Consider the following 19,476-nt stretch of genomic DNA (forward strand, 5'->3'; position numbering starts at 1 on the left):
AATGGCGAAATGAGCAGCACGGTAGCGGTGATCGGTCTGGGCTATGTGGGACTGCCTTTGGTGGTCGAGTTCGGCAAGCAGGTCCGCACGATAGGCTTCGACATCTCCAGCGCCAAGGTGCAGGCCTGCCAGCGCGGCACCGACCCGTCGCGCGAGCTGACGGACGAGCAGGTGCAGGCGGCAAGCCAGGCGGTCTACACCGACGACCCGGCCATGCTCGCCGAGGCCGACATGATCATCGTCGCCGTGCCGACGCCGGTCGACAACGCGCATGCGCCGGACTTCCGCCCGCTGATCGGCGCGTCCACCAGCGTCGGGCGCCATCTGAAGAAGGGCGCCACCGTCGTCTACGAGTCCACCGTCTACCCCGGCGCGACCGAGGAGGTCTGCATCCCGGTGCTGGAGAAGGAGTCCGGCCTGAAGTGGAAGACCGACTTCTTCGTCGGCTACAGCCCCGAGCGCATCAACCCGGGCGACAAGGAACACACGCTGACCAAGATCCTGAAGATCGTCTCCGGCGACACGCCCGAGACGCTGGACAAGGTCGCCAAGCTGTATGAGTTGATCGTCGAGCCGGGTGTGCACCGTGCCTCCAGCATCAAGGCGGCGGAAGCGGCCAAGGTGATCGAGAACACCCAGCGCGACCTCAACATCGCGCTGATGAACGAGCTGGCCATCATCTTCGACAAGATCGGCATCGACACCAGCGAGGTGCTGGAGGCGGCCGGCACCAAGTGGAACTTCCTGAAGTTCAAGCCCGGCCTGGTCGGCGGCCACTGCATCGGCGTCGACCCCTACTACCTGACGCACAAGGCCGACATGCTGGGCTACCACCCGCAGGTGATTCTGGCCGGCCGGCGCATCAACGACGGCATGGCCAAGTTCATCGCCGAGCAGACGATCAAGCACATGATCGCCGCGGGCAGCTATATCAAGGGCGCCAAGGTCAATGTGCTGGGTCTGACCTTCAAGGAGAACTGCGGCGACCTGCGCAACTCCAAGGTGATCGACATCATCCACGAGCTGCAGAGCTATGGCGTCGAGGTCAACGTGACCGACCCGCAGGCCGAGGCCGAGGAGGCGATGCACGAGTACGGCGTCAAGCTGCTGCCCTTCGAGGAGCTGCCGCGCGCCGATGCGATCGTCGCCGCGGTCGCGCACAAGGAATATCTGGGCCTGGGCGTCGAGGACATCGGCCGCAAGCTGGTCAAGAACGGCGCCTTCATCGACGTCAAGGCGGCCTTCGACATCGCGGCGATCGAGGGCGCGGGCTACAAGCTCTGGCGTCTCTGAGCCCTTGCCGCTGTTTGCCATGAAGCCCTTCGATCCGCGTCCGCTGGTGGTGCATGTGATGTACCGCTTCGACACGGGCGGGCTCGAGAACGGCATCGTCAACCTGATCAATCACATGCCGGCCGAGGCCTACCGGCATGCGATCGTCGCGCTGACCGAGGTGACCGATTTCCGCCACCGTATCCAGCGCGACGACGTCGAGTTCATCGCCTTGAAGAAGCCGCCCGGACAGGGCTTCTGGCTCTGGCCGAAGCTGTTCCGCCTGTTCCGCCGCCTGCGCCCGGCCATCGTGCACAGCCGCAATCTGGCCGCGCTGGAGGTGCAGCTGCCGGCCTGGGCGGCCGGGGTGCCGGTGCGCATCCATGGCGAGCATGGCCGGGACGTCGGCGATCTGGACGGCTCGAACCGCCGCTACCAGCGCGTGCGACGCTTCTACAGCCCCTTCGTGCAGCGCTATATCGCCCTGTCGCGCGATCTGGACCAGTATCTGCGCGAGACGGTCGGCATCGCGCCGGCCCGCGTCACCCAGGCCTATAACGGCGTGGACACGCAGCGCTTCGCCCCGGCTGCGGGCGGCCCGGCGGCGATTCCGGGCTGTCCCTTCGACCCGCGGCAGCACTGGCTGATCGGCACCGTCGGCCGCATGGCGCCGGTCAAGGACCAGACCCTGCTGGCGCGCGCCTTCATCGAGCTGCTGGCCCGTGCGCCGGAGCTGGGCGAACGCGTGCGCCTGGTGATGGTCGGCGAAGGGCCCTTGCGCGCGCAGGCGCAGCAGCTGCTGGTCGAAGCCGGCGTTGCCGACCTGGCCTGGCTGCCCGGCGAGCGCAGCGACGTGCCGGCCGTGATGCGGGGCCTGCACTGCTTTGCCCTGCCTTCGCTGGCCGAGGGCATCTCGAACACCATCCTGGAAGCGATGGCCTGCGCGCTGCCGGTCGTCGCCACCGAAGTCGGCGGCAATGCCGATCTGCTGCAGGCAGCCGAGGGACCGGGCCGCACCGGCTGGCTGGTGCCGGCCGCCGACCACGCGGCGCTGGCGACGGCGCTGCTGGCCCTGGCGCGCGATCCAGCTGCCGCCGCGGCGCTGGGGCAGGCTGGCCGCGCGCGCGTCGAGCAGCGCTTCAGCATGGCGGCCATGGTGAAGACCTATCAGGGCGTCTACGATGCGCTGTTGCCGCGGTCGGCGGCCACGGCGCGGACCTTGTCCCCCACTCCGAGCGAGCACTGATCATGTGTGGAATCACCGGCATCTTCGACACCCGTGGTGGCCGCGAACTCGATCGCGGCGTGCTGCAGCGGATGAACGACTCGCAACAGCACCGCGGCCCCGACGAGGGCAGCCTGCACCTGGAACCGGGCCTGGGCTTCGGCCATCGCCGCCTGTCCATCATCGACATCGCGACCGGCCAGCAGCCGCTGTTCAACGAAGACCGCAGCATCGTCATCGTCTTCAACGGCGAGATCTACAACTACCAGCCGCTGATGGCGGAGCTGCAGGCGCTGGGCTACCGCTTTCACACCAAGAGCGATACCGAGGTCATCGTCCATGCCTGGGAGGCCTGGGGCGCCGATTGCGTCAAGCGCCTGCGCGGCATGTTCGCCTTCACGCTGTGGGACCGCAACAAGCAACAGCTGTTCATGGCGCGCGACCGGCTCGGCGTCAAGCCGATGTACTACGCGCTGCTGGACGACGGCCACTTGCTGTTCGGCTCCGAGCTGAAGTCGCTGATGGCGCATCCGGGCCTGCGCCGCGACATCGACCCGCTGGCGGTCGAGGAGTATTTCGCGCTCGGTTACGTGGCCGAGCCGCGCACGATCTTCAGGCAGGCGAAGAAGCTGCCGCCGGCCTCGACCTTGCTGATCCGCCGCGGCGAGCCGGTCGGCGAACCGCGCAGCTACTGGGACGTGCGCTTCACCTTGGACGCGAAGATCGATGACCAGCAGGCCGGCGAGGAACTGATTGCGCGGCTGCAGGAATCGGTGCGCCTGCGCATGATCGCCGAGGTGCCGCTGGGCGCCTTCCTGTCCGGCGGCGTCGACTCGAGCGCCGTCGTCGCCATGATGGCCGGCCAGTCGGCCGGCCCGGTCAACACCTGCTCGATCGCCTTCGACGATCCGGCCTACGACGAGGCCGCCTTTGCCCAGCAGGTCGCCGACCGCTACCGCACCAACCACCGCATGGAGACGGTGCAGAGCGACGATTTCGAGCTGATCGACACCTTGGCGCGGCTTTACGACGAGCCCTATGCCGACAGCTCGGCGATCCCGACCTACCGCGTCTGCCAGCTGGCGCGCAAGCATGTGACGGTGGCCTTGTCCGGCGACGGCGGCGACGAGAGCTTCGGCGGCTATCGCCGCTACAAGCTGCACCTGATGGAAGAGAAGATGCGCTCGGCGATGCCGCTGGGCATGCGCCGCCCGGTGTTTGGCGCGCTGGGTCAGGTCTACCCGAAGGCCGACTGGGCGCCGCGGGTATTCCGCGCCAAGACGACCTTCCAGGCGCTGGCGCGCAATTCGGTCGAGGCCTATTTCCACAGCATGTCGCTGTTGCGCGACGAGGATCGCAGCCGCCTGTACAGCCGCTCGTTCAAGGCGCAGCTGGGCGGCTACAACGCGATCGAGGTTTTCGACCGTCATGCGGCGCTGGCCGATACCGAGGACCCGCTGGCGCTGATTCAGTACATCGATCTGAAGACCTATCTGGTCGGCGACATCAACACCAAGGTCGACCGCGCCAGCATGGCGCATTCGCTGGAGGTGCGCGAGCCGCTGATGGACCATGAGATGGTCGAATGGCTGGCGACCCTGCCGTCCTCGCTGAAGATCCGCGGCGGCGAAAGCAAGTTTCTGTTGAAGAAGGCGATGGAGCCGCACCTGCCGGGCGACATCATGTACCGGCCCAAGATGGGTTTTGCCGTCCCGCTGGCGCGCTGGTTCCGCGGGCCGCTGCGCGAGCGCGTGCGCGAGGCGGTTCTTGGCCCGCGGCTGGCCGAGACCGGCATCTTCGATCCGGACTATCTGCGGCAGCTGGTCCAATCACACCAATCGGGCGTGCGCGACTACAGCGCGCCGCTATGGAGTCTGCTGATGTTTGACGCCTTCCTGCGCCGTGTTGTCGGCGATGTCGATGGCGATGCGCGAGCGGTAGCGGCCGGCAAGGAAAAGGAACTGGCGGTGCTCCGATGACCGTGCGCGTGCTCCATGTCCTGGATCACTCGATCCCCCTGCACAGCGGCTATACGTTTCGGACCCTGTCCCTGTTGCGGGAACAACGCAAACTCGGCTGGCAGACCTATCACCTCACCAGCCCCAAGCATGGCGAAGGCCTGAAGGAGCGGGCCGACGACGCGCTCGAGCAGGAGGTGGACGGCTGGCATTTCTTCCGGACGCCGGCGCCACGCTCCGCCAGCGCTCTTCCCGGCCTGGGCGAACTGCGCCTGATGCGCCAGCTGGAAGCGCGGCTGCTGCAGGTGGCGCAGCAGTTGAAGCCCGATCTGCTGCATGCGCATTCGCCGGTGCTCAACGGCCTGCCGGCCTTGCGTGTCGGCCGTCGGCTGGGCATCCCGGTCGTCTACGAGGTGCGTGCGTTCTGGGAGGATGCCGCTGTCGACCATGGCTCGACCACCGAGGGCAGTCTGCGCTACCGGCTGACGCGCCGGATGGAGACCCATGCGCTGCGCGCCGCTGACCATGTGTTCACCATCTGCGAAGGCCTGCGCGGCGACATCGTCGCGCGCGGCCTGCCGCAGCAGCGCGTCACCGTGATTCCGAACGCGGTCGACATCGAATCGTTCGAGCCGGGCGGGGTGGCTGATCCGGTGCTGAAAACGCGGCTGGGGCTGGACGGCGCCATCGTGCTCGGCTTCGTCGGCTCCTTCTACGCCTATGAAGGCCTGGACCTGCTGATCGAGGCGCTGCCGCGGCTGCTGCGCGAGCGGCCCGAACTGCGCGTGCTGCTGGTCGGGGGAGGGCCCCAGGATGAGGCGCTGAAGGCGCAGGCGCAGCGTCTGGGCGTGGCCGACAAGATCGTCTTCACCGGTCGGGTGCCGCATGCCGAGGTCAACCGCTATTACGACCTGATCGATGTGTTGGCCTATCCGCGTCATTCCATGCGCTTGACCGAGTTGGTGACGCCGCTGAAGCCGCTGGAGGCGATGGCGCAGGGGCGCTTGCTGGTCGCCTCCGATGTCGGCGGCCATCGCGAACTGATCCGCCATGGCGAAACCGGCATGCTGTTCAAGGCGGGTGACGCGCAGGCGCTGGCGTCCACCCTGCTGAAATTGCTGAGCGAGCGCGAGTGCTGGCCCGTGCTGCGCGCGGCGGGCCGCCACTTTGTCGAAACCGAGCGCAATTGGGCGGCCAGCGTCGCGCATTACCGTCGGGCCTACGCCGGGGTGCTGCAGCGATGAGCAAGCGGCCGCTGAAGACCCTGCTGTTCTCCTCGCTCTACCCAAGCAGCGTGCGTCCGGGGCATGGCATTTTCGTCGAGACGCGTTTGCGCGAACTGCTGTCCAGCGGCGAGGTCGAGACCCGCGTCGTCGCGCCCGTGCCCTGGTTCCCGTCCACGCATCCGCGCTGGGGCGACTATGCGCGGATGGCGGCCACCCCACGGCGCGAGACGCGCAATGGCGTCGAAGTGCTGCACCCCCGCTATCTATTGCCCCCCAAGGTCGGCATGACGATGGCCCCGCTGAGCATGGCGCTGGCCAGCGTGCCGGCCATTCGCGGCCTGCTGGCCGAGGGCTACGATTTCGACGTCATCGACGCGCATTACTACTATCCGGACGGTGTCGCCGCCGCGCTGCTGGCGCGCTGGTTCGGAAAGCCCTTGACGATCACCGCGCGCGGCACCGATCTGAACCTGATCCCGCAATACAGCTTGCCGCGACGGATGATGCAGTGGGCGGCCGCCAAGGCCCAGGCCTCGATCGGCGTCTGCGCGGCCCTGGTCGATGTATTGCGCGGCTGGGGTGTGGCCGATGAGCGCCTGCATGTGATGCGCAACGGCGTCGATCTGCAACGCTTCCGGCCCCTGCCGCAGCAGCAGATGCGGGAGGAACTGGGCCTGGTCGGTGCGCCGCTGCTGTTGTCGGTCGGCTATCTGATCGAGCGCAAGGGTCATCACGTCGCGATCGACGCCTTGGCGCAGCTGCTGCCGACACATCCACAGGCGCAGTTGCTGATCATCGGCGAGGGCATCGAGCGCGCGAATCTGCTGGAACAGGCGCGCCGGCTCGGCGTGCAGGACCATGTGCGCCTGACCGGTGCGCTGCCGAACACCGAATTGTTGCGCTGGTACAGCGCGGCCGATGTGCTGATCCTTGCCTCGAGCCGCGAGGGCTGGGCCAATGTGCTGCTGGAGGCGATGGCCTGCGGCACGCCGGTCGTCGCCTCCGACATCTGGGGCACGCCCGAGGTGGTTGCCAATGACATGGCCGGCCGGCTGGTGTCCGATCGCAGCGGCGAAGCGTTTGCGCTCGCCATCGTCGATCTGCTGCGGGCCGGCACCGATCGCGCCCAGGTGCGCGCCTATGCCGAGGGCTTCAGCTGGCAAAGCACGACCGAGGCACAACTGGCCTTGTTCGGGCGGCTGGCGGGGAGGGACTATGCGTGACGTGGTCCTGCTGGGGGCGCTGCTATGGCTGGTCTTTCAGGGCCTTCGCTCCCCCTGGATCGGCGTGCTCGGCTGGACCTGGGTCAGCATCATGAACCCGCATGCGCTTAGCTGGCGGCTCGGTGACATGCCGGTGGCCGCGACCATGGCCATCGCCACGCTGCTGGGCTTGCTGATGACCCGAGACAAGCGGCAGTTCTTTACGACGCGCGAGACCATCGTGCTGATGCTGTTCATGCTGTGGATGTGCATCACCCTGCCGTTCTCGTTCCACCTTGACGAAAGCCTGTCGCTGTGGAAGCGGGTCATGAAGATCGATTTCATGATTCTTGTGGCCTTGGTCCTGCTGCACAGCCGCAAGCACATCATGGCGCTGGCCTGGGTGCTGGTCGGCTCGCTCGGTTTCTATGGCGTCAAGGGCGGATTCTTCACCCTGCTCACCGGCGGCAGCTATCGGGTCTGGGGCCCCGAGGGCAGCTATATCTTCGGCAACAACGAGATCGCCCTGGCGCTGGTGATGACGATCCCGCTGATGCGCTTCCTGCAACTCAGTACGACATCCAAATGGATCCGGCGCGGCCTGGTGGTCTCGATGCTGCTGTGTGCCATCGCGGCCCTGGGCAGCCAATCGCGTGGAGCCTTGCTGGCGATCATGGCCATGACGCTGGTGATGTGGTGGCGTGGTGGCCACAAGCTCCAGTTGGGCCTGCTGTTCCTGGTGCTGGGCAGTGTGCTGGTCGTCTTCATGCCCGACACCTGGTCGGACCGGATGGCGACGATCCAGACCTATGAAGCGGACGATTCCGCGATGCAGCGCCTCAATGCGTGGAAGATGGCCTTCAATATCGCCAAGGCCAATCTGTTCGGCGGCGGCTTCATGGTTTCCGCGTCCGATGTCTGTGCGATCTATTCGCCAATCCCGACCGACTGCCGCGCGGCCCACAGCATCTATTTCATGGTGTTGGGCGAGCAAGGCTTTGTCGGGCTGTTTTTGTTCGTGCTGATGTGGACTTTCGTCTGGTTCTCGGCCGGGCGGCTGCGCGTGCAGGGGGCGAAGAAAGCGCAAACCCAGTGGCTTTCCTCGCTCGGGGCGATGTGCCAGGTGAGCTTGGCGGGCTACGCGGTGGGAGGCGCGTTTCTGAGCCTGTCCTACTACGACCTGCCCTACAACATCCTGATCCTCGTCGTGCTCGGCTGTCGCATCCTGGACGGCAAAGAGCCTGTTGCGGCGAGTGTCCCGCTGGAACATGTCGGCAAGCAGGTCGGGACCTTGGAATCGAGGGTCCGGCCGCAATGAGTTTTGTGCTGAGGTCGTTATTCCAGGCCCTGTCACCGGCCGGCGATGGCGCGCGCCTGTCGGTGCTGATCTTCCATCGCGTCCTGCCTGCGCCCGATCCGCTGTTCCCGGACGAAGTCGACGCGCGCCGCTTCGATGCGCTCTGCGGCTGGCTGGCCGACTGGTTCAATGTACTGCCGCTCGACGAGGCGGTCGTCCGGCTGAACGCCGGCACGCTGCCAGCCCGTGCCGCCTGCATCAGCTTCGACGACGGCTATGCCGACAACTACTCGGTCGCACTGCCTATCTTGCAGCGTCATGGCCTGCCGGCGACCTTCTTCATCGCCACCGGTTTTCTCGATGGCGGCCGCATGTGGAACGACACGCTGATCGAGTCCGTTCGCCTGAGTGGCAAGCTGAAGCTTGATTTGAGCGGCCTGCAGGACGCCCTTGGTGAGGATCTCGGCCAGCATGCGCTGGGTGACATGATCGGCCGTCGCACGGCGCTGAGCCGCCTCATCGAGCGGGTGAAATACCTGCCGCCCGAGTCGCGTCTGGCCTGTGTGAACGCCATTGCAGAGCGCGCCGAGGTCAGCCCGCCCAACGACCTGATGATGAGCAGCGGGGAGGTGAGGGCGCTGCGGCGTGCCGGCATGCAGATCGGCGCGCATACGGTCAGCCATCCGATACTCGCCAAGCTCGATGCTAACCGCGCCGCCGACGAGGTGGCCCGTAGCCGGGATGCGCTGCAGGCGCTGCTGGGCGAGCGAGTCGGCCTGTTCGCCTACCCTAATGGCAAGCCTGGGACGGACTACCTGCCGGATGTGCACCCACGGCTCGTTCGCGAGCTTGGCTTCGATGCCGCCGTGTCCACGCACTGGGCCGTCGCGCGCCGCGGGGACGATGCGTTCCAGATCCCGCGCTTCACGCCATGGGACCGAGGCCGTTTGAAGTTCGGAATGCGGCTTGCCAACAATCTGATCCGCGGCGATCCACGCAGTGCCGCGGCGCGAGCAAATTACTGAGGGAGTCTCGATATGTCAAAACGCATCGTTTCGGTGCTTGGCGCTCGTCCGCAGTTCGTGAAGGCCGCGGTCGTCAGCGCTGCGCTGCAGGACTTCGGCCATGAGGAAGTGATGGTCCATACTGGGCAACACTACGACTACAACATGTCCGAGGTCTTCTTCCAGGCCTTGAACATTCCCAAGCCCAGGTACAGCCTGGGGATTGGCGGCGGCTTGCACGGTGAGATGACGGGCCGGCAGTTGATGGCGATCGAGCAATGCCTGCTGACAGAAAAGCCGGACCTGGTGCTGGTCTATGGCGATACCAACAGCACATTGGCCGGTGCGCTGGCCGCGGTGAAGCTGCACATTCCGGTCGCCCACGTGGAGGCCGGCCTACGCTCCTTCAATATGCGGATGCCGGAGGAGGTGAACCGCATCCTGACGGACCGGATTTCCCGATGGCTCTTCACGCCATCGGTGATCGCGAGCGGCCATCTGCGAGCCGAGGGTATTGCCAGTGAGTGCGTCATCGAGGTGGGCGACGTCATGCACGACGCCGTCCTGCGCTTCAGCCGAGGGGACGTGGAATTGCCGGTGGCCCTGCCGCAGCGCTATGGCCTTGTCACCATCCATCGCGCCGAGAACACCGACGACGAAGCACATCTCGAGGCGATCGTCGACGGCCTTTGCCGCGTTGCCGGCAGCCTGCCCCTGATCATGCCCATCCACCCGCGCACACGCCAGCGGCTGGCCACGCTGGGCTGGCTAGAGCGATTGACGCGGGCGGTCCAGGTGCTGGAGCCGGTTGGCTACCTGGAGATGCTGGCCCTGCAGAAACACGCCGATGTTGTCATTACCGACTCAGGCGGCATACAGAAGGAGGCCTTCTTCCTACAGGTCCCCTGCATCACGCTGCGGGAAGAAACGGAATGGGTGGAGACCGTCGACCTCGGCTGGAATCGGCTAGTGCCCGGGCTGTCCGGGCCGTCCATCGAGGCGGCGGTTCTCGGTGCGGGTCGGCCTGAAACTGCGCAGGCGCAACCCTATGGCGATGGCCGCGCTTCCGCGCGCATCGCGGCGGCGCTCGGCTGATGCGTTCGCTGCTCTTCATCGCCTATATGTACCCGCCGTTCGCGAATTCGGGAACACGGCGATCGCTCGAGTTCGCTAACCATCTGCCGGACCATGGCTGGAGGCCCACGGTGCTGACGCTCACCGAGCCCAAGCCCAGGGACAGGGACGACCGCTTGCTGGACGAGGTACGGGCGGGAACGCGCGTGCTGAGAGCTGGCCATGCGAGCGAACGCTGGGCCAGGCGGCTGAGCGCGCCTGTGCCGACCCAGTACCGCGAGCGTGTTGCTCAAGGTTTGGCCTGGCGGCTGGAGCGTATGTGGGGGGCCGTGCCTGACGATGCAGCCTCGTGGCGTGGCGAGGCGGTGGCGGCCGCGCTGCGAGCGCACCGGGAGACGCCGTTCGACGCGATCCTGGCGACGGGTTCGCCCTGGACCTCGCTGCTGGTGGCCCGCGATGTCGCCGAGCGCACCGGTCTGCCGTACGTCCTCGACTACCGCGACCAATGGCGGCCGAGCGGGACCGTGGCCTGGGATACGGAAAGCCGCCTGCAGCGCTGGTTCAGCCCGCGCCTGGAGAAGCGTGCGGCTGCCCAGGCGGCGGCCGTGGTCACCGTGACGCCCACCCTGGCGACGGCGCTTACGAAAGACACGGGGCGGGATGACATCGAGTGCATCACCAATGGCTTCGAGCCCAAGGACTTTGCCAACCTGCCGCCGGCGCCGCGGGACGGCCTGGTGCGGGTCAGCTACACCGGTGTCTGGCGTCCCGGCTACGGCCCCGATCTGCTCTACCTTGCCGTGCAGCGATTGAAGGAGGCCGGCGTGCCCGGGCTCGAGCGACTCAGGGTCGACACGGCCGGGTTCGAGCCCGGTCCCGCTGCGAAGCACGGCGTGCAGGATCTGATACGCGAGCATGGCCGCGTCCCTCACTCGACCGCTCTGCGCCTGATGACCGACTCCGACATGGTTTTCCTGCCGGTGTCGCAAGGCTTTTATGCGCTGACGTCGCTGCCGGGCAAGCTCTTCGAGTACCTTGGCAGCGGCCGGCCCATCCTAGCCGCCACGCTGCCGGACAGCGAGGTGGCGCGAGTGATTGGCGATGCGGGCGGCGGTCGGCAGATCATGCCGGATGACGTCGAGTCGGCGACGGCCGTGCTGGCCGATCTTTGCGCGGGGCGGAGCCTGACCGGCTTTTCGGCTCAGCGTCCGGAGCGGCTGGCGAGCTACACGAGGGCCTCGACGGCGAAGCAGTTGGCCGGCATCCTCGATAGGGTGACCCGGCGGTGAGCGAAAGCGGCAAGGGCGTCCGCCGAGCGCTGGCGTTCTCGTTCATCGAGCGCTGGCTCGGCATCGTCATTGCGCTGGGCAGCAATGTGATTCTGGCCCGTCTGCTTTCGCCGGCGCAGGTGGGTGTGTTCTCCGTCAGCCTGGCCGTGATCGGTGTCGCGCAGGTGTTGCGCGACTTCGGCGTCGTGAGCTTCGTGATCCAGGAAAAGGAGTTGCAGGAAGACTCGCTGCGCACCGCTTATGGCCTGTCGTTACTGCTCGGCGGCCTGCTGTTCCTGCTGGTGGCGATCTCGGCGCCCTGGGTGGCGGACTTCTACCGGGAGCGGGCGGTCCGTGACACGCTCTGGGTCTGCTCGCTCAATTTCCTGCTGCTGCCCTTCGCGACGGTGACGATGGCGCTGCTGCGCCGCGAGATGTCCTTCCGCGCGCTCGCCATCATCGGACTCGTCAGCGCTGCGCTGGGCGCCGTGGTTAGCATCGTCATGGCCTGGGCGGGTATGGGCGTGATGGCCCTAGCCGTTGGATCGGTGTTGACCAATGCAGCCAACTGTGTCGGCGCCAGGATCGCCCACCCCGCGAGTGCCGGACTGCGGCCCAATCTCAAGGTCTGGCGGCATCTGCTGAGCTTTGGGGCGCAGAGTTCCCTGACCGGCGTCGTCACCTCGGTTTCCATGGATGTCAACGACCTGGCGGTCGGCAAGCTGATGGGCTTCGAGCCAGTGGCCATCATCAGCAAGGCCCAGGGCCTGATGCAGCTCTTCCATCGCGACGTGATGGCTGCCATCCGCAACGTCGCCTTTCCGGCCTACGCGAAGACGGTTCGCGAGGGCGAGGATCTCGAGGCGAGCTATCTGCTGAGCGTGACCCATGTCACTGCGGTCGCCTGGCCGTTCTATGGCTTCGTCAGCATCTATGCGCTGGAAACCCTGCGCCTGCTCTTCGGCAGCCAATGGGACGCGGCGACGGTACTGGTGCCCTGGTATTGCCTGTGCGGCGCGGTGGCGGCCACGGCCAATCTCATTGGCCCCTTGACTCTGGCGGCCGGCCGCATCGACCTGCTGACCAAGGTCGAAATCCTCTGGCAGCCCTTGCGCGCCATGATGATCGTGCTGGCTGCGCTGTGGTTCAAGTCGATGCTGGCCTGCGCGATCGCGCTGCTGCTGGCGCTGTTGCTGCAGGTGCCGCTGCTGTACGCGCTGAAGGCTCGCTTCATGCCGAACAATTGGCGGGCGTTGAGCCTCAATCTGGGTCGCAGCGCGGCGGCCGCCGCGATCAGCCTCGTGGCGCCCGCCCTGATGGCCTGGCATTACGGACTCGACCGCGGCACACCGATGCCGGCTGCCGTTTTCGTCGCGGCCATGCTGCTGTGCGTTGCGAGCTGGATTTCCGGCCTGCTGGCGGTAAGGCATCCCTTGACGCTGGACCCGGTATTTCTGAGGCTGTGGGGGATGGTGACCCGTCCGCTCAGATCCTGATTTTGTTGATTGGAGTTTCGTGATGAACTTGCTGCGCACGCCTGTTCAGGACCGCCTGGTCCGATTCGCCCTCGTCGGCTGCGGCCGTATCGCCCAGAACCACATCGAGGCGATCAAGAGGCACGCTGAGCGGGCCGAGCTGGTGGCCGTGTGCGACACCGACACCACCGCGCTGGCGGCGGCTGTCGCCAGGACCGGCGCCCGCAGCTTCACCTCGCTGACGGAGCTGCTGGCCGCCAAGGGTGATCTCGGCATCGACTGCGTCGTGCTGACCAGCCCCAGCGGCCTGCATCCTCGCCAGGCTATCGAAGTCGCTCGCGCAGGTATCGACGTGATGACCGAGAAGCCCATGGCCACCCGCTGGCAGGACGGTCTGGCCATGGTCAAGGCCTGCGACGACGCCGGCGTGCGCCTCTTCGTCGTCAAGCAGAACCGCCGCAACCCCACGCTGCAGCTCTTGAAGCGCGCCGTTGCCGAGGGCCGCTTCGGCCGCCTGTACAACATCGCGGTCAACGTCTTCTGGACCCGCCCCCAGAGCTACTACGACAGCGCCGAATGGCGCGGCACCTGGGAATTCGACGGCGGCGCCTTCATGAACCAGGCCAGCCACTATGTCGATCTGCTGGACTGGATCTGTGGCCCCGTCGAAAGCGTCATGGCCTACACCGGCACGCTGGCCCGCAACATCGAGGTCGAGGACAGCGGCGTCGCGGCGCTGAAGTGGCGCAACGGCGCCATGGGCACCGTCAACGTCAGCATGCTGACCTACCCCAAGAACATGGAAGGCTCGATCACCCTCCTCGGTGAAAAGGGCTCGGTTCGCATCGGCGGTCTGGCCGTCAACGAGATCCAGCACTGGGAGTTCGATGCCCCTCACGAGATGGACGCTCTCACCAAGGACGCCAGCTACCAGACCACCTCGGTCTACGGTTTTGGCCACCCGCTTTACTACGACAACGTCGTCAAGACGCTGCGCGGCGAGGCTCATCCCGAGACCGACGGCCGCGAGGGCCTGAAGTCGCTGGAACTGCTGATCGCGCTGTACATGAGCGCCCGCGACGGCCGTCGCGTCAACCTGCCGCTGAGCTACTGACATGGCGACGACCATCCACGCCTCGGCAATCGTCGACGAAGGTGCACAGCTCGGCGACGGCTGCCGCGTCTGGCACTTCGTGCATATCAGCGCCGGCGCCCGCATTGGTGCCAAGTGCTCCTTCGGCCAGAATGTCTATGTCGGCAACGACGTGAGCATCGGCGACAACGTCAAGATCCAGAACAACGTCTCGGTCTATGACGCCGTGACACTGGAGGACGATGTCTTCTGCGGCCCCAGCATGGTGTTCACCAATGTCTACAACCCGCGCTCGGCCGTCACGCGCAAGGACGAGTACCGCCGCACGCTGGTGAAGCGGGGGGCCACGCTGGGCGCCAACTCCACCATCGTCTGCGGCGCCACCATCGGCCGCTTCGCCTTCGTCGGCGCCGGCGCCGTCATCAACCGCGACGTGCCCGACTTCGCGCTGATGGTGGGCGTGCCCGCCCGGCAGATCGGCTGGATGAGCCGCTTCGGCGAGCGTCTCGAACTGCCTGTGGCCAGCGATCAGCCCGTCGAAGCCGTTTGCCCCCATACCGGTGACTGCTATCGCCTCGCCGGCCAGCAACTCCAACTGATCGAACCCTGAAGATGGACTTCATCGACCTCAAGAGCCAGTACGCGGCACTGCGCGACAACATCAACGCCCGCATCCAGAAGGTCTTGGACCATGGCCAGTACATTCTGGGCCCCGAAGTCAAGGAGATGGAGGAGGCCTTGGTCGGCTACACCGGCGCGAGGCACTGCATCAGCGTGGCCAGCGGTACCGAGGCGCTGCTCATCGCGCTGATGGCGCTGGACCTGCAGCCGGGTGACGAGGTCATCACCAGCCCCTTCACCTTTGCGGCGACGGCCGAGATGATCGTATTGGCCGGCAGCGTGCCCGTCTTCGTGGATATTGAGCCCGGCACGGCCAATATCGACGCCAAGCTTGTCGAGGCCGCCATCACAGCCAGGACCAAGGCGATCATGCCGGTGAGCCTGTACGGCCAGGTGGCCGACATGGACGCCATCAACGCCATCGCCGAGCGGCACGGCCTAGCCGTCATCGAGGATGCCGCACAGAGCTTCGGTGCTTCGTACCAGGGCAAGAAGAGCTGCAATCTCTCCACCTTCGGCTGCACCAGTTTCTTCCCCAGCAAGCCGCTGGGTTGCTATGGCGACGGCGGCGCCATCTTCACGAACGACGACAAGCTCTCCCAAGCCTGTCGAGAGATTCGTACTCACGGCCAGAGCCAGCGCTACCTGCATACCCGCCTGGGCGTGGGCGGCCGCATGGACACGCTGCAATGCGCTGTGGTGCTGGGCAAGCTGGACCGCTTCGACTGGGAAATTCGTCGCCGCCTGGAACTGGGCGAGGCCTACAAGCGCAAGCTCGGCGCCAGCATTCCGGGCCTGCAACTGCTGGAGGTCAGAAGCGACCGCGACTGCGTCTGGGCCCAGTACACCGTCTTCGTGGACGACCGCGAGGCCGTGCAGGCAAGGCTCAAGGCCGCAGGTGTTCCAACGGCAGTGCACTACCCGCGGCCCCTGCATCACCAACCGGCCTATGCCAGGTACGGCAAGCCCGAGGATTGCCCGCACAGCATCGCGGCGGCCCAGCGGGTCATGAGCCTGCCGATGAGTGCCGACCTCACCGAGGAGCAGCAGAACCAAGTTGTCGCCGCGCTCGCGCAAGCGCTGGCCTGATCGCGGCGGATGAAGTTTCGGCCCGACATCGAGGGGCTTCGGGCCCTGGCCATCGGGCCGGTCGTGGTCTTTCATGCCTGGCCCTCGCTGATGCCCGGCGGCTTCGTCGGCGTCGACATCTTCTTCGTGATCTCGGGCTATCTGATCACGACGCTGCTGCTGCAGCGCCTGGCCGCGGGCAGCTACAGCATCGGCTCCTTCTATGCGGCGCGCATACGGCGCATCTTTCCGGCGCTGTTCGCGATGCTGGCCATCGTCGCGCCGGCCTGCCTGCTGCTGCTGGAGCCGCAGCCCTTGCGTGAGTTCGCGCGGCTGCTCGGTGCGACGGGCCTGTTCGTCTCCAATGTCGAGCTCTATCGCACCACCGGCTATTTCGAAGGCGCGGCCGAGCTGAAGCCCTTGCTGCACACCTGGTCGCTGGCGGTGGAGGAGCAGTACTACATCGTTTTTCCGCTGCTGCTCGCGCTGCTGTGGCGCTTTGCGCGGCGACGCATCGGCATCGTGCTGATGTCCGTGGCCCTGGCTTCGCTGGCCTGGTGCCTGAAGCTGATGCCCTACGACGCCGAATGGGCCTTCTTCGGCGCGTCGGCACGCACCTTCGAACTGATGATCGGCTCGGGCCTGGCCTGGTGGATGAACCGCGATGAAACATCGGTCACGCGTCCGCCCTGGGTGGACCAGGCGGTGGGCTGGACGGCCCTGGCCGCCCTCCTGGCCTCGCTGCTGCTGATGCGCGCGGACCACGCCTTCCCGGGCCCCGCGGCGCTCTGGCCCTGCCTGGCGACGGCGGCGCTGATCTGGGTGGGCGCCACGAAGCGGGCGGTCGCCACGCGCTGGCTGTCGATCTCGCCTTTGCGCTGGATAGGCGCGCATTCCTTTTCGCTCTATCTATGGCACTGGCCGGTGCTGGTGTTGACGCGTCACCTCCTGTTGGACCAGCCCACGCCGGTGCAGGCGGCGTTGGCGGTGGCGCTGTCCGTGGCCCTGGCCTGGGCCTCCTTGCGCTGGGTGGAGGCGCCGGTGCGCCGGTCCAAGCTGGCCCAGCCGGTCATGCTGGCGGCCGGCGCGTCGACCGTCGTGGCCAGCTTGGTCGCGGCCTGGGCGCTGACGGCGGCGGCCGACCACCGCGCCGCACAACTGGGCCGCGATGCAGTGCTGCGCGCCGGCGCCGAGGATTTCAGCGCCGATCGCAAGCGCTGCCATTCCAGCGGCAACCGCTGGCTGGACTACGATGCCCGCTGCCTGTTCGGTCCCCAGACTGGAACGAAGACGCTGGCCGTCTGGGGTGACAGCCATGGCGTGGAGATTGCCCGAGCGCTGGGCGACCAGGTCTCCTCCAGCCGCCGCATCGCGCAGCTGACTGGTTCCAGTTGCCCCCCGGCTTTAAACTATGTGCCGCCAGGCCGACCGCGCTGCGCCGCGGTCAACCGCGCGCTTCTCGACCGCCTGCGCCAGGATGCGAGCGTCGATACCGTGCTGCTGGCCGCGCGCTATGAGTTCTATCTGAACGCCCCTGACGCCCAGGCCTTCGAGGCCGGCATGGCAGAGAGCGTGAAGCGCCTGCGCGAGGTGGGCAAGCAGGTGCTGCTGCTGGATCCGGTGCCGACCTACCACTACCCGATTCCGGCCGCGCTGGCCCTGCGCTGGCGTCGTGGTGAGCCTCTGGAAGGACAGGGGCAGACGCCTGCACAGTACGAGGCCCGGCAGGCCGCGTCGCTGGCGCTGGTAAGGAGGCTCGCCAATGGCAAGCAAGCGCAGCGAGTAATCGTCGAAGATCTGCTTTGCGGGCAGCCGCGCTGCGCGGTGCTGAACGGCGACCACAGCCTTTACTTCGACGACAACCATTTGAGCATGCACGGGGCCGCCAGGATCGCACCCGCGGTGCTGCGCCTTGTCGGCCACCCGGAGGCGGCGCTTATCGGCTCGCCCTGAGCTCGCGGCCCGTCGTTCAGCCGAGCCGGTAGTCCGGCGCATGCCGGCGCAGCCACTGCTCCAGCATCATCAGGATCCAGACCATCTCGCCGTAGTAGCCGGCGTGCTCCCTGAGGCGCCGGGTCAGCAGATTCTCGACGAATTCGGCCCGCACGATGCCGCGCGCCGCCACGCCACGCAGCGACTCCGCGGCCAGCGCGTTCAGTGCCGCGTCCTTGACGGCCCAGGGGCCGAAGGGCAGGCCGAAACCATGCTTCTTCTTGGCCAGAATCTCGTCCGGCAGGAAGTCGCGCAACGCCTCCTTGAAGAACCAGCGCAGCTTCAGGCCCTTGAGCTTGTAGCTGGTTGGCAGCTTCAGGGAGAAGTCCAAGAGCCTCGTGTCCAGCAGCGGGAAGCTGACCTCCATGCCTGCCAAGCCCGCGGTGCCAACGACCTTGGGCAGATCGTTCTCGGCCAGCGTGTAGCGCCAATCGAAGGCCAGCATCTGGTTGACGAGGCTGGCCTCACGCGGGCCGGCGGCCCAGGTGGCGCGCTGGTGCTGCCGTGGCGCAGCGGTGTCTACGCTGGCCAGAAAGGCGGGCGTGAACACCTCGGCCGGGCCCAGGCGGTCCAGCAGATTGGCGCTCTGCATGCGGTCCGGCATGGGCACGCGAGCCTGACGGATATAGCTGGTGCCCTTCTTCAGCAGCGGGATGTTGCCGATCACAGGGTTCACGAACAGCGGATTCAGCACGCCGGCGCGCAGCGACGATGGGATCTGGCCATAGACGTGGAAGACACGCTCCTTGGCATAGCGCACATTGCCGCCGAACAGTTCGTCGCCACCGTCGCCAGCCAGCATGCGCGCGTAGCCGTCCGCGCGCGCCTTGGAGGCACAGTAGAAGGCCGGCACGGCCGAGGAGTTGCCGAAGGGCTGGTCGTAATGGGCCGCGACATCGGGAATGGCCCTGACGAGATCGGCCGGCGTCACGTAGTACTCATGGTGGTCGGCGCCGTAGGCCTTGGCCGCGATGCGCGCGTATTCCATCTCGTCATAACCCTCGGCTTCGAAGCCGATGGAATAGCCGGCCGGCGGCCGGTCCGTCGCCTCGCGCAGCAGGCCGCAGACGGTGGAGCTGTCGGTGCCGCCGCTCAGGAAGCAGGCCGTCTTGCCGTCGGCACTCAAGCGTTCCTGCACGGCGCTGCGCAGGATGCCGAGGAACTCGTCCCGTAGCGAGCCGAAGTCGGCCGAAGACTGCTCGCAAAAGCGCGGCGTCCAGTAGGCCGCGACGGTCAGTTGGCCGTTCTCGAATAGAGCATAGTGCGCAGGCGGCAGTCGGTGAATGCCCGCGTAGATGGTGCGCGGCGACGGGATGCAGTGGTGGAACAGGTAGTCGAAGATCGCCTGCGTATCGAGCTCGCGGATGCCGAGTCTGCGCGCCAGTTCGTCGGCCCGGGTGGCGAAATGCAGGCGGCCATCGTGCACCGCGTAGCACAGGCTGTGCACAGCGAAACGATCCACGGCGAGGTAGCTACCTCCGCTGGGCAATTCGAGCGCGATTGCGAATTCGCCGCCTACGTCGGCGGCGCAGGTGGCGCCCCGTTCGGCGTAGGCTTGCTGCCATGCAAGCAGGGCGTTACTGGCTGGTGCGCGGAAACGGGGCGCGCCGCAGGCGAAGGACATGTCGGGCGGTAGGATTTGTGCTTGCATCTCTAGGGTGTCGCTTGGGATTCGATGGCCTGAATGTCAGCTTGAAAATG

15 protein-coding genes are annotated in these 19,476 nt (G+C 66.6%); 14 read left to right on the plus strand and 1 reads right to left on the minus strand.

The window, feature by feature from the left end; all coding sequences use genetic code 11:
• Positions 1-9: 9 nt before the first annotated feature.
• The 14 genes from QWJ38_RS09205 to QWJ38_RS09270 are packed head-to-tail and all read left to right on the plus strand — an operon-like array spanning position 10 to position 17,736.
• Complete coding sequence (locus QWJ38_RS09205; RefSeq protein ID WP_290358749.1) at positions 10-1,293, plus strand: nucleotide sugar dehydrogenase; 1,284 nt, start codon at positions 10-12, stop codon at positions 1,291-1,293.
• 19 nt (positions 1,294-1,312) lie between these two features.
• Positions 1,313-2,518 (plus strand): TIGR03088 family PEP-CTERM/XrtA system glycosyltransferase, encoded by a 1,206-nt coding sequence (locus QWJ38_RS09210; protein ID WP_290358750.1) that lies wholly within the window; start codon positions 1,313-1,315, stop codon positions 2,516-2,518.
• Positions 2,519-2,520: 2 nt separating this feature from the next.
• The gene (locus QWJ38_RS09215) at positions 2,521-4,476 is read left to right on the plus strand and encodes an XrtA/PEP-CTERM system amidotransferase (RefSeq protein ID WP_290358751.1); all 1,956 of its coding nucleotides are present in this window, start codon (positions 2,521-2,523) and stop codon (positions 4,474-4,476) included.
• A gap of 2 nt (positions 4,477-4,478) precedes the next feature.
• Positions 4,479-5,699, plus strand: coding sequence for a TIGR04063 family PEP-CTERM/XrtA system glycosyltransferase (locus QWJ38_RS09220; protein ID WP_290358752.1), 1,221 nt, complete (start codon positions 4,479-4,481; stop codon positions 5,697-5,699).
• Positions 5,696-6,904, plus strand: coding sequence for a glycosyltransferase family 4 protein (locus tag QWJ38_RS09225; RefSeq protein ID WP_290358753.1), 1,209 nt, complete (start codon positions 5,696-5,698; stop codon positions 6,902-6,904). The genes QWJ38_RS09220 and QWJ38_RS09225 overlap by 4 nt, the downstream gene beginning before the upstream one ends.
• Complete coding sequence (locus QWJ38_RS09230) at positions 6,897-8,201, plus strand: putative O-glycosylation ligase, exosortase A system-associated (protein WP_290358754.1); 1,305 nt, start codon at positions 6,897-6,899, stop codon at positions 8,199-8,201. Before QWJ38_RS09225 ends, QWJ38_RS09230 begins: the two co-directional genes overlap by 8 nt.
• Entirely contained in the window at positions 8,198-9,205 is a 1,008-nt protein-coding gene (locus QWJ38_RS09235) for a polysaccharide deacetylase family protein (RefSeq protein ID WP_290358755.1), read from the plus strand. The genes QWJ38_RS09230 and QWJ38_RS09235 overlap by 4 nt, the downstream gene beginning before the upstream one ends.
• 12 nt (positions 9,206-9,217) lie before the next feature.
• Entirely contained in the window at positions 9,218-10,279 is a 1,062-nt protein-coding gene (gene wecB / locus QWJ38_RS09240) for a non-hydrolyzing UDP-N-acetylglucosamine 2-epimerase (protein ID WP_290358756.1), read from the plus strand.
• Positions 10,279-11,547, plus strand: coding sequence for a glycosyltransferase (locus tag QWJ38_RS09245; protein WP_290358757.1), 1,269 nt, complete (start codon positions 10,279-10,281; stop codon positions 11,545-11,547). The genes wecB and QWJ38_RS09245 overlap by 1 nt, the downstream gene beginning before the upstream one ends.
• Positions 11,544-13,022: a lipopolysaccharide biosynthesis protein gene (locus tag QWJ38_RS09250; protein WP_290358758.1), complete on the plus strand. Its 1,479-nt coding sequence runs from the start codon at positions 11,544-11,546 to the stop codon at positions 13,020-13,022. The genes QWJ38_RS09245 and QWJ38_RS09250 overlap by 4 nt, the downstream gene beginning before the upstream one ends.
• A 22-nt stretch (positions 13,023-13,044) precedes the next feature.
• Complete coding sequence (locus QWJ38_RS09255) at positions 13,045-14,115, plus strand: Gfo/Idh/MocA family protein (protein WP_434063956.1); 1,071 nt, start codon at positions 13,045-13,047, stop codon at positions 14,113-14,115.
• A gap of 1 nt (position 14,116) precedes the next feature.
• Complete coding sequence (locus QWJ38_RS09260) at positions 14,117-14,704, plus strand: acyltransferase (RefSeq protein WP_290358759.1); 588 nt, start codon at positions 14,117-14,119, stop codon at positions 14,702-14,704.
• Between the two features lie 2 nt (positions 14,705-14,706).
• The gene (locus QWJ38_RS09265; protein ID WP_290358760.1) at positions 14,707-15,804 is read left to right on the plus strand and encodes a DegT/DnrJ/EryC1/StrS family aminotransferase; all 1,098 of its coding nucleotides are present in this window, start codon (positions 14,707-14,709) and stop codon (positions 15,802-15,804) included.
• 9 nt (positions 15,805-15,813) lie between these two features.
• Positions 15,814-17,736, plus strand: coding sequence for an acyltransferase family protein (locus tag QWJ38_RS09270; protein ID WP_290358761.1), 1,923 nt, complete (start codon positions 15,814-15,816; stop codon positions 17,734-17,736).
• Between the two features lie 16 nt (positions 17,737-17,752).
• Here QWJ38_RS09270 and QWJ38_RS09275 read toward each other — a convergent pair whose 3' ends face one another.
• Positions 17,753-19,426 (minus strand): asparagine synthetase B family protein, encoded by a 1,674-nt coding sequence (locus QWJ38_RS09275; protein WP_491572020.1) that lies wholly within the window; start codon positions 19,424-19,426, stop codon positions 17,753-17,755.
• Positions 19,427-19,476 lie beyond the last annotated feature (50 nt).

This window comes from Roseateles violae, assembly GCF_030410485.1.
GTDB classification, from domain to species: Bacteria; Pseudomonadota; Gammaproteobacteria; order Burkholderiales; family Burkholderiaceae_C; genus Roseateles_D; species Roseateles_D violae.

Excerpts from the sequence above, each read along its gene's own strand:
- QWJ38_RS09245 (WP_290358757.1), top strand. The coding sequence starts at position 10,279 with ATGCGTTCGCTGCTCTTCATCGCCTATATGTACCCGCCGTTCGCGAAT.
- QWJ38_RS09205 (WP_290358749.1), top strand. The coding sequence starts at position 10 with ATGAGCAGCACGGTAGCGGTGATCGGTCTGGGCTATGTGGGACTGCCT.
- QWJ38_RS09260 (WP_290358759.1), top strand. The coding sequence starts at position 14,117 with ATGGCGACGACCATCCACGCCTCGGCAATCGTCGACGAAGGTGCACAG.
- QWJ38_RS09275 (WP_491572020.1), bottom strand. The coding sequence starts at position 19,426 with ATGCAAGCACAAATCCTACCGCCCGACATGTCCTTCGCCTGCGGCGCG.
- QWJ38_RS09210 (WP_290358750.1), top strand. The coding sequence starts at position 1,313 with ATGAAGCCCTTCGATCCGCGTCCGCTGGTGGTGCATGTGATGTACCGC.
- wecB (WP_290358756.1), top strand. The coding sequence starts at position 9,218 with ATGTCAAAACGCATCGTTTCGGTGCTTGGCGCTCGTCCGCAGTTCGTG.
- QWJ38_RS09265 (WP_290358760.1), top strand. The coding sequence starts at position 14,707 with ATGGACTTCATCGACCTCAAGAGCCAGTACGCGGCACTGCGCGACAAC.
- QWJ38_RS09255 (WP_434063956.1), top strand. The coding sequence starts at position 13,045 with ATGAACTTGCTGCGCACGCCTGTTCAGGACCGCCTGGTCCGATTCGCC.
- QWJ38_RS09230 (WP_290358754.1), top strand. The coding sequence starts at position 6,897 with ATGCGTGACGTGGTCCTGCTGGGGGCGCTGCTATGGCTGGTCTTTCAG.
- QWJ38_RS09270 (WP_290358761.1), top strand. The coding sequence starts at position 15,814 with ATGAAGTTTCGGCCCGACATCGAGGGGCTTCGGGCCCTGGCCATCGGG.
- QWJ38_RS09225 (WP_290358753.1), top strand. The coding sequence starts at position 5,696 with ATGAGCAAGCGGCCGCTGAAGACCCTGCTGTTCTCCTCGCTCTACCCA.
- QWJ38_RS09235 (WP_290358755.1), top strand. The coding sequence starts at position 8,198 with ATGAGTTTTGTGCTGAGGTCGTTATTCCAGGCCCTGTCACCGGCCGGC.
- QWJ38_RS09215 (WP_290358751.1), top strand. The coding sequence starts at position 2,521 with ATGTGTGGAATCACCGGCATCTTCGACACCCGTGGTGGCCGCGAACTC.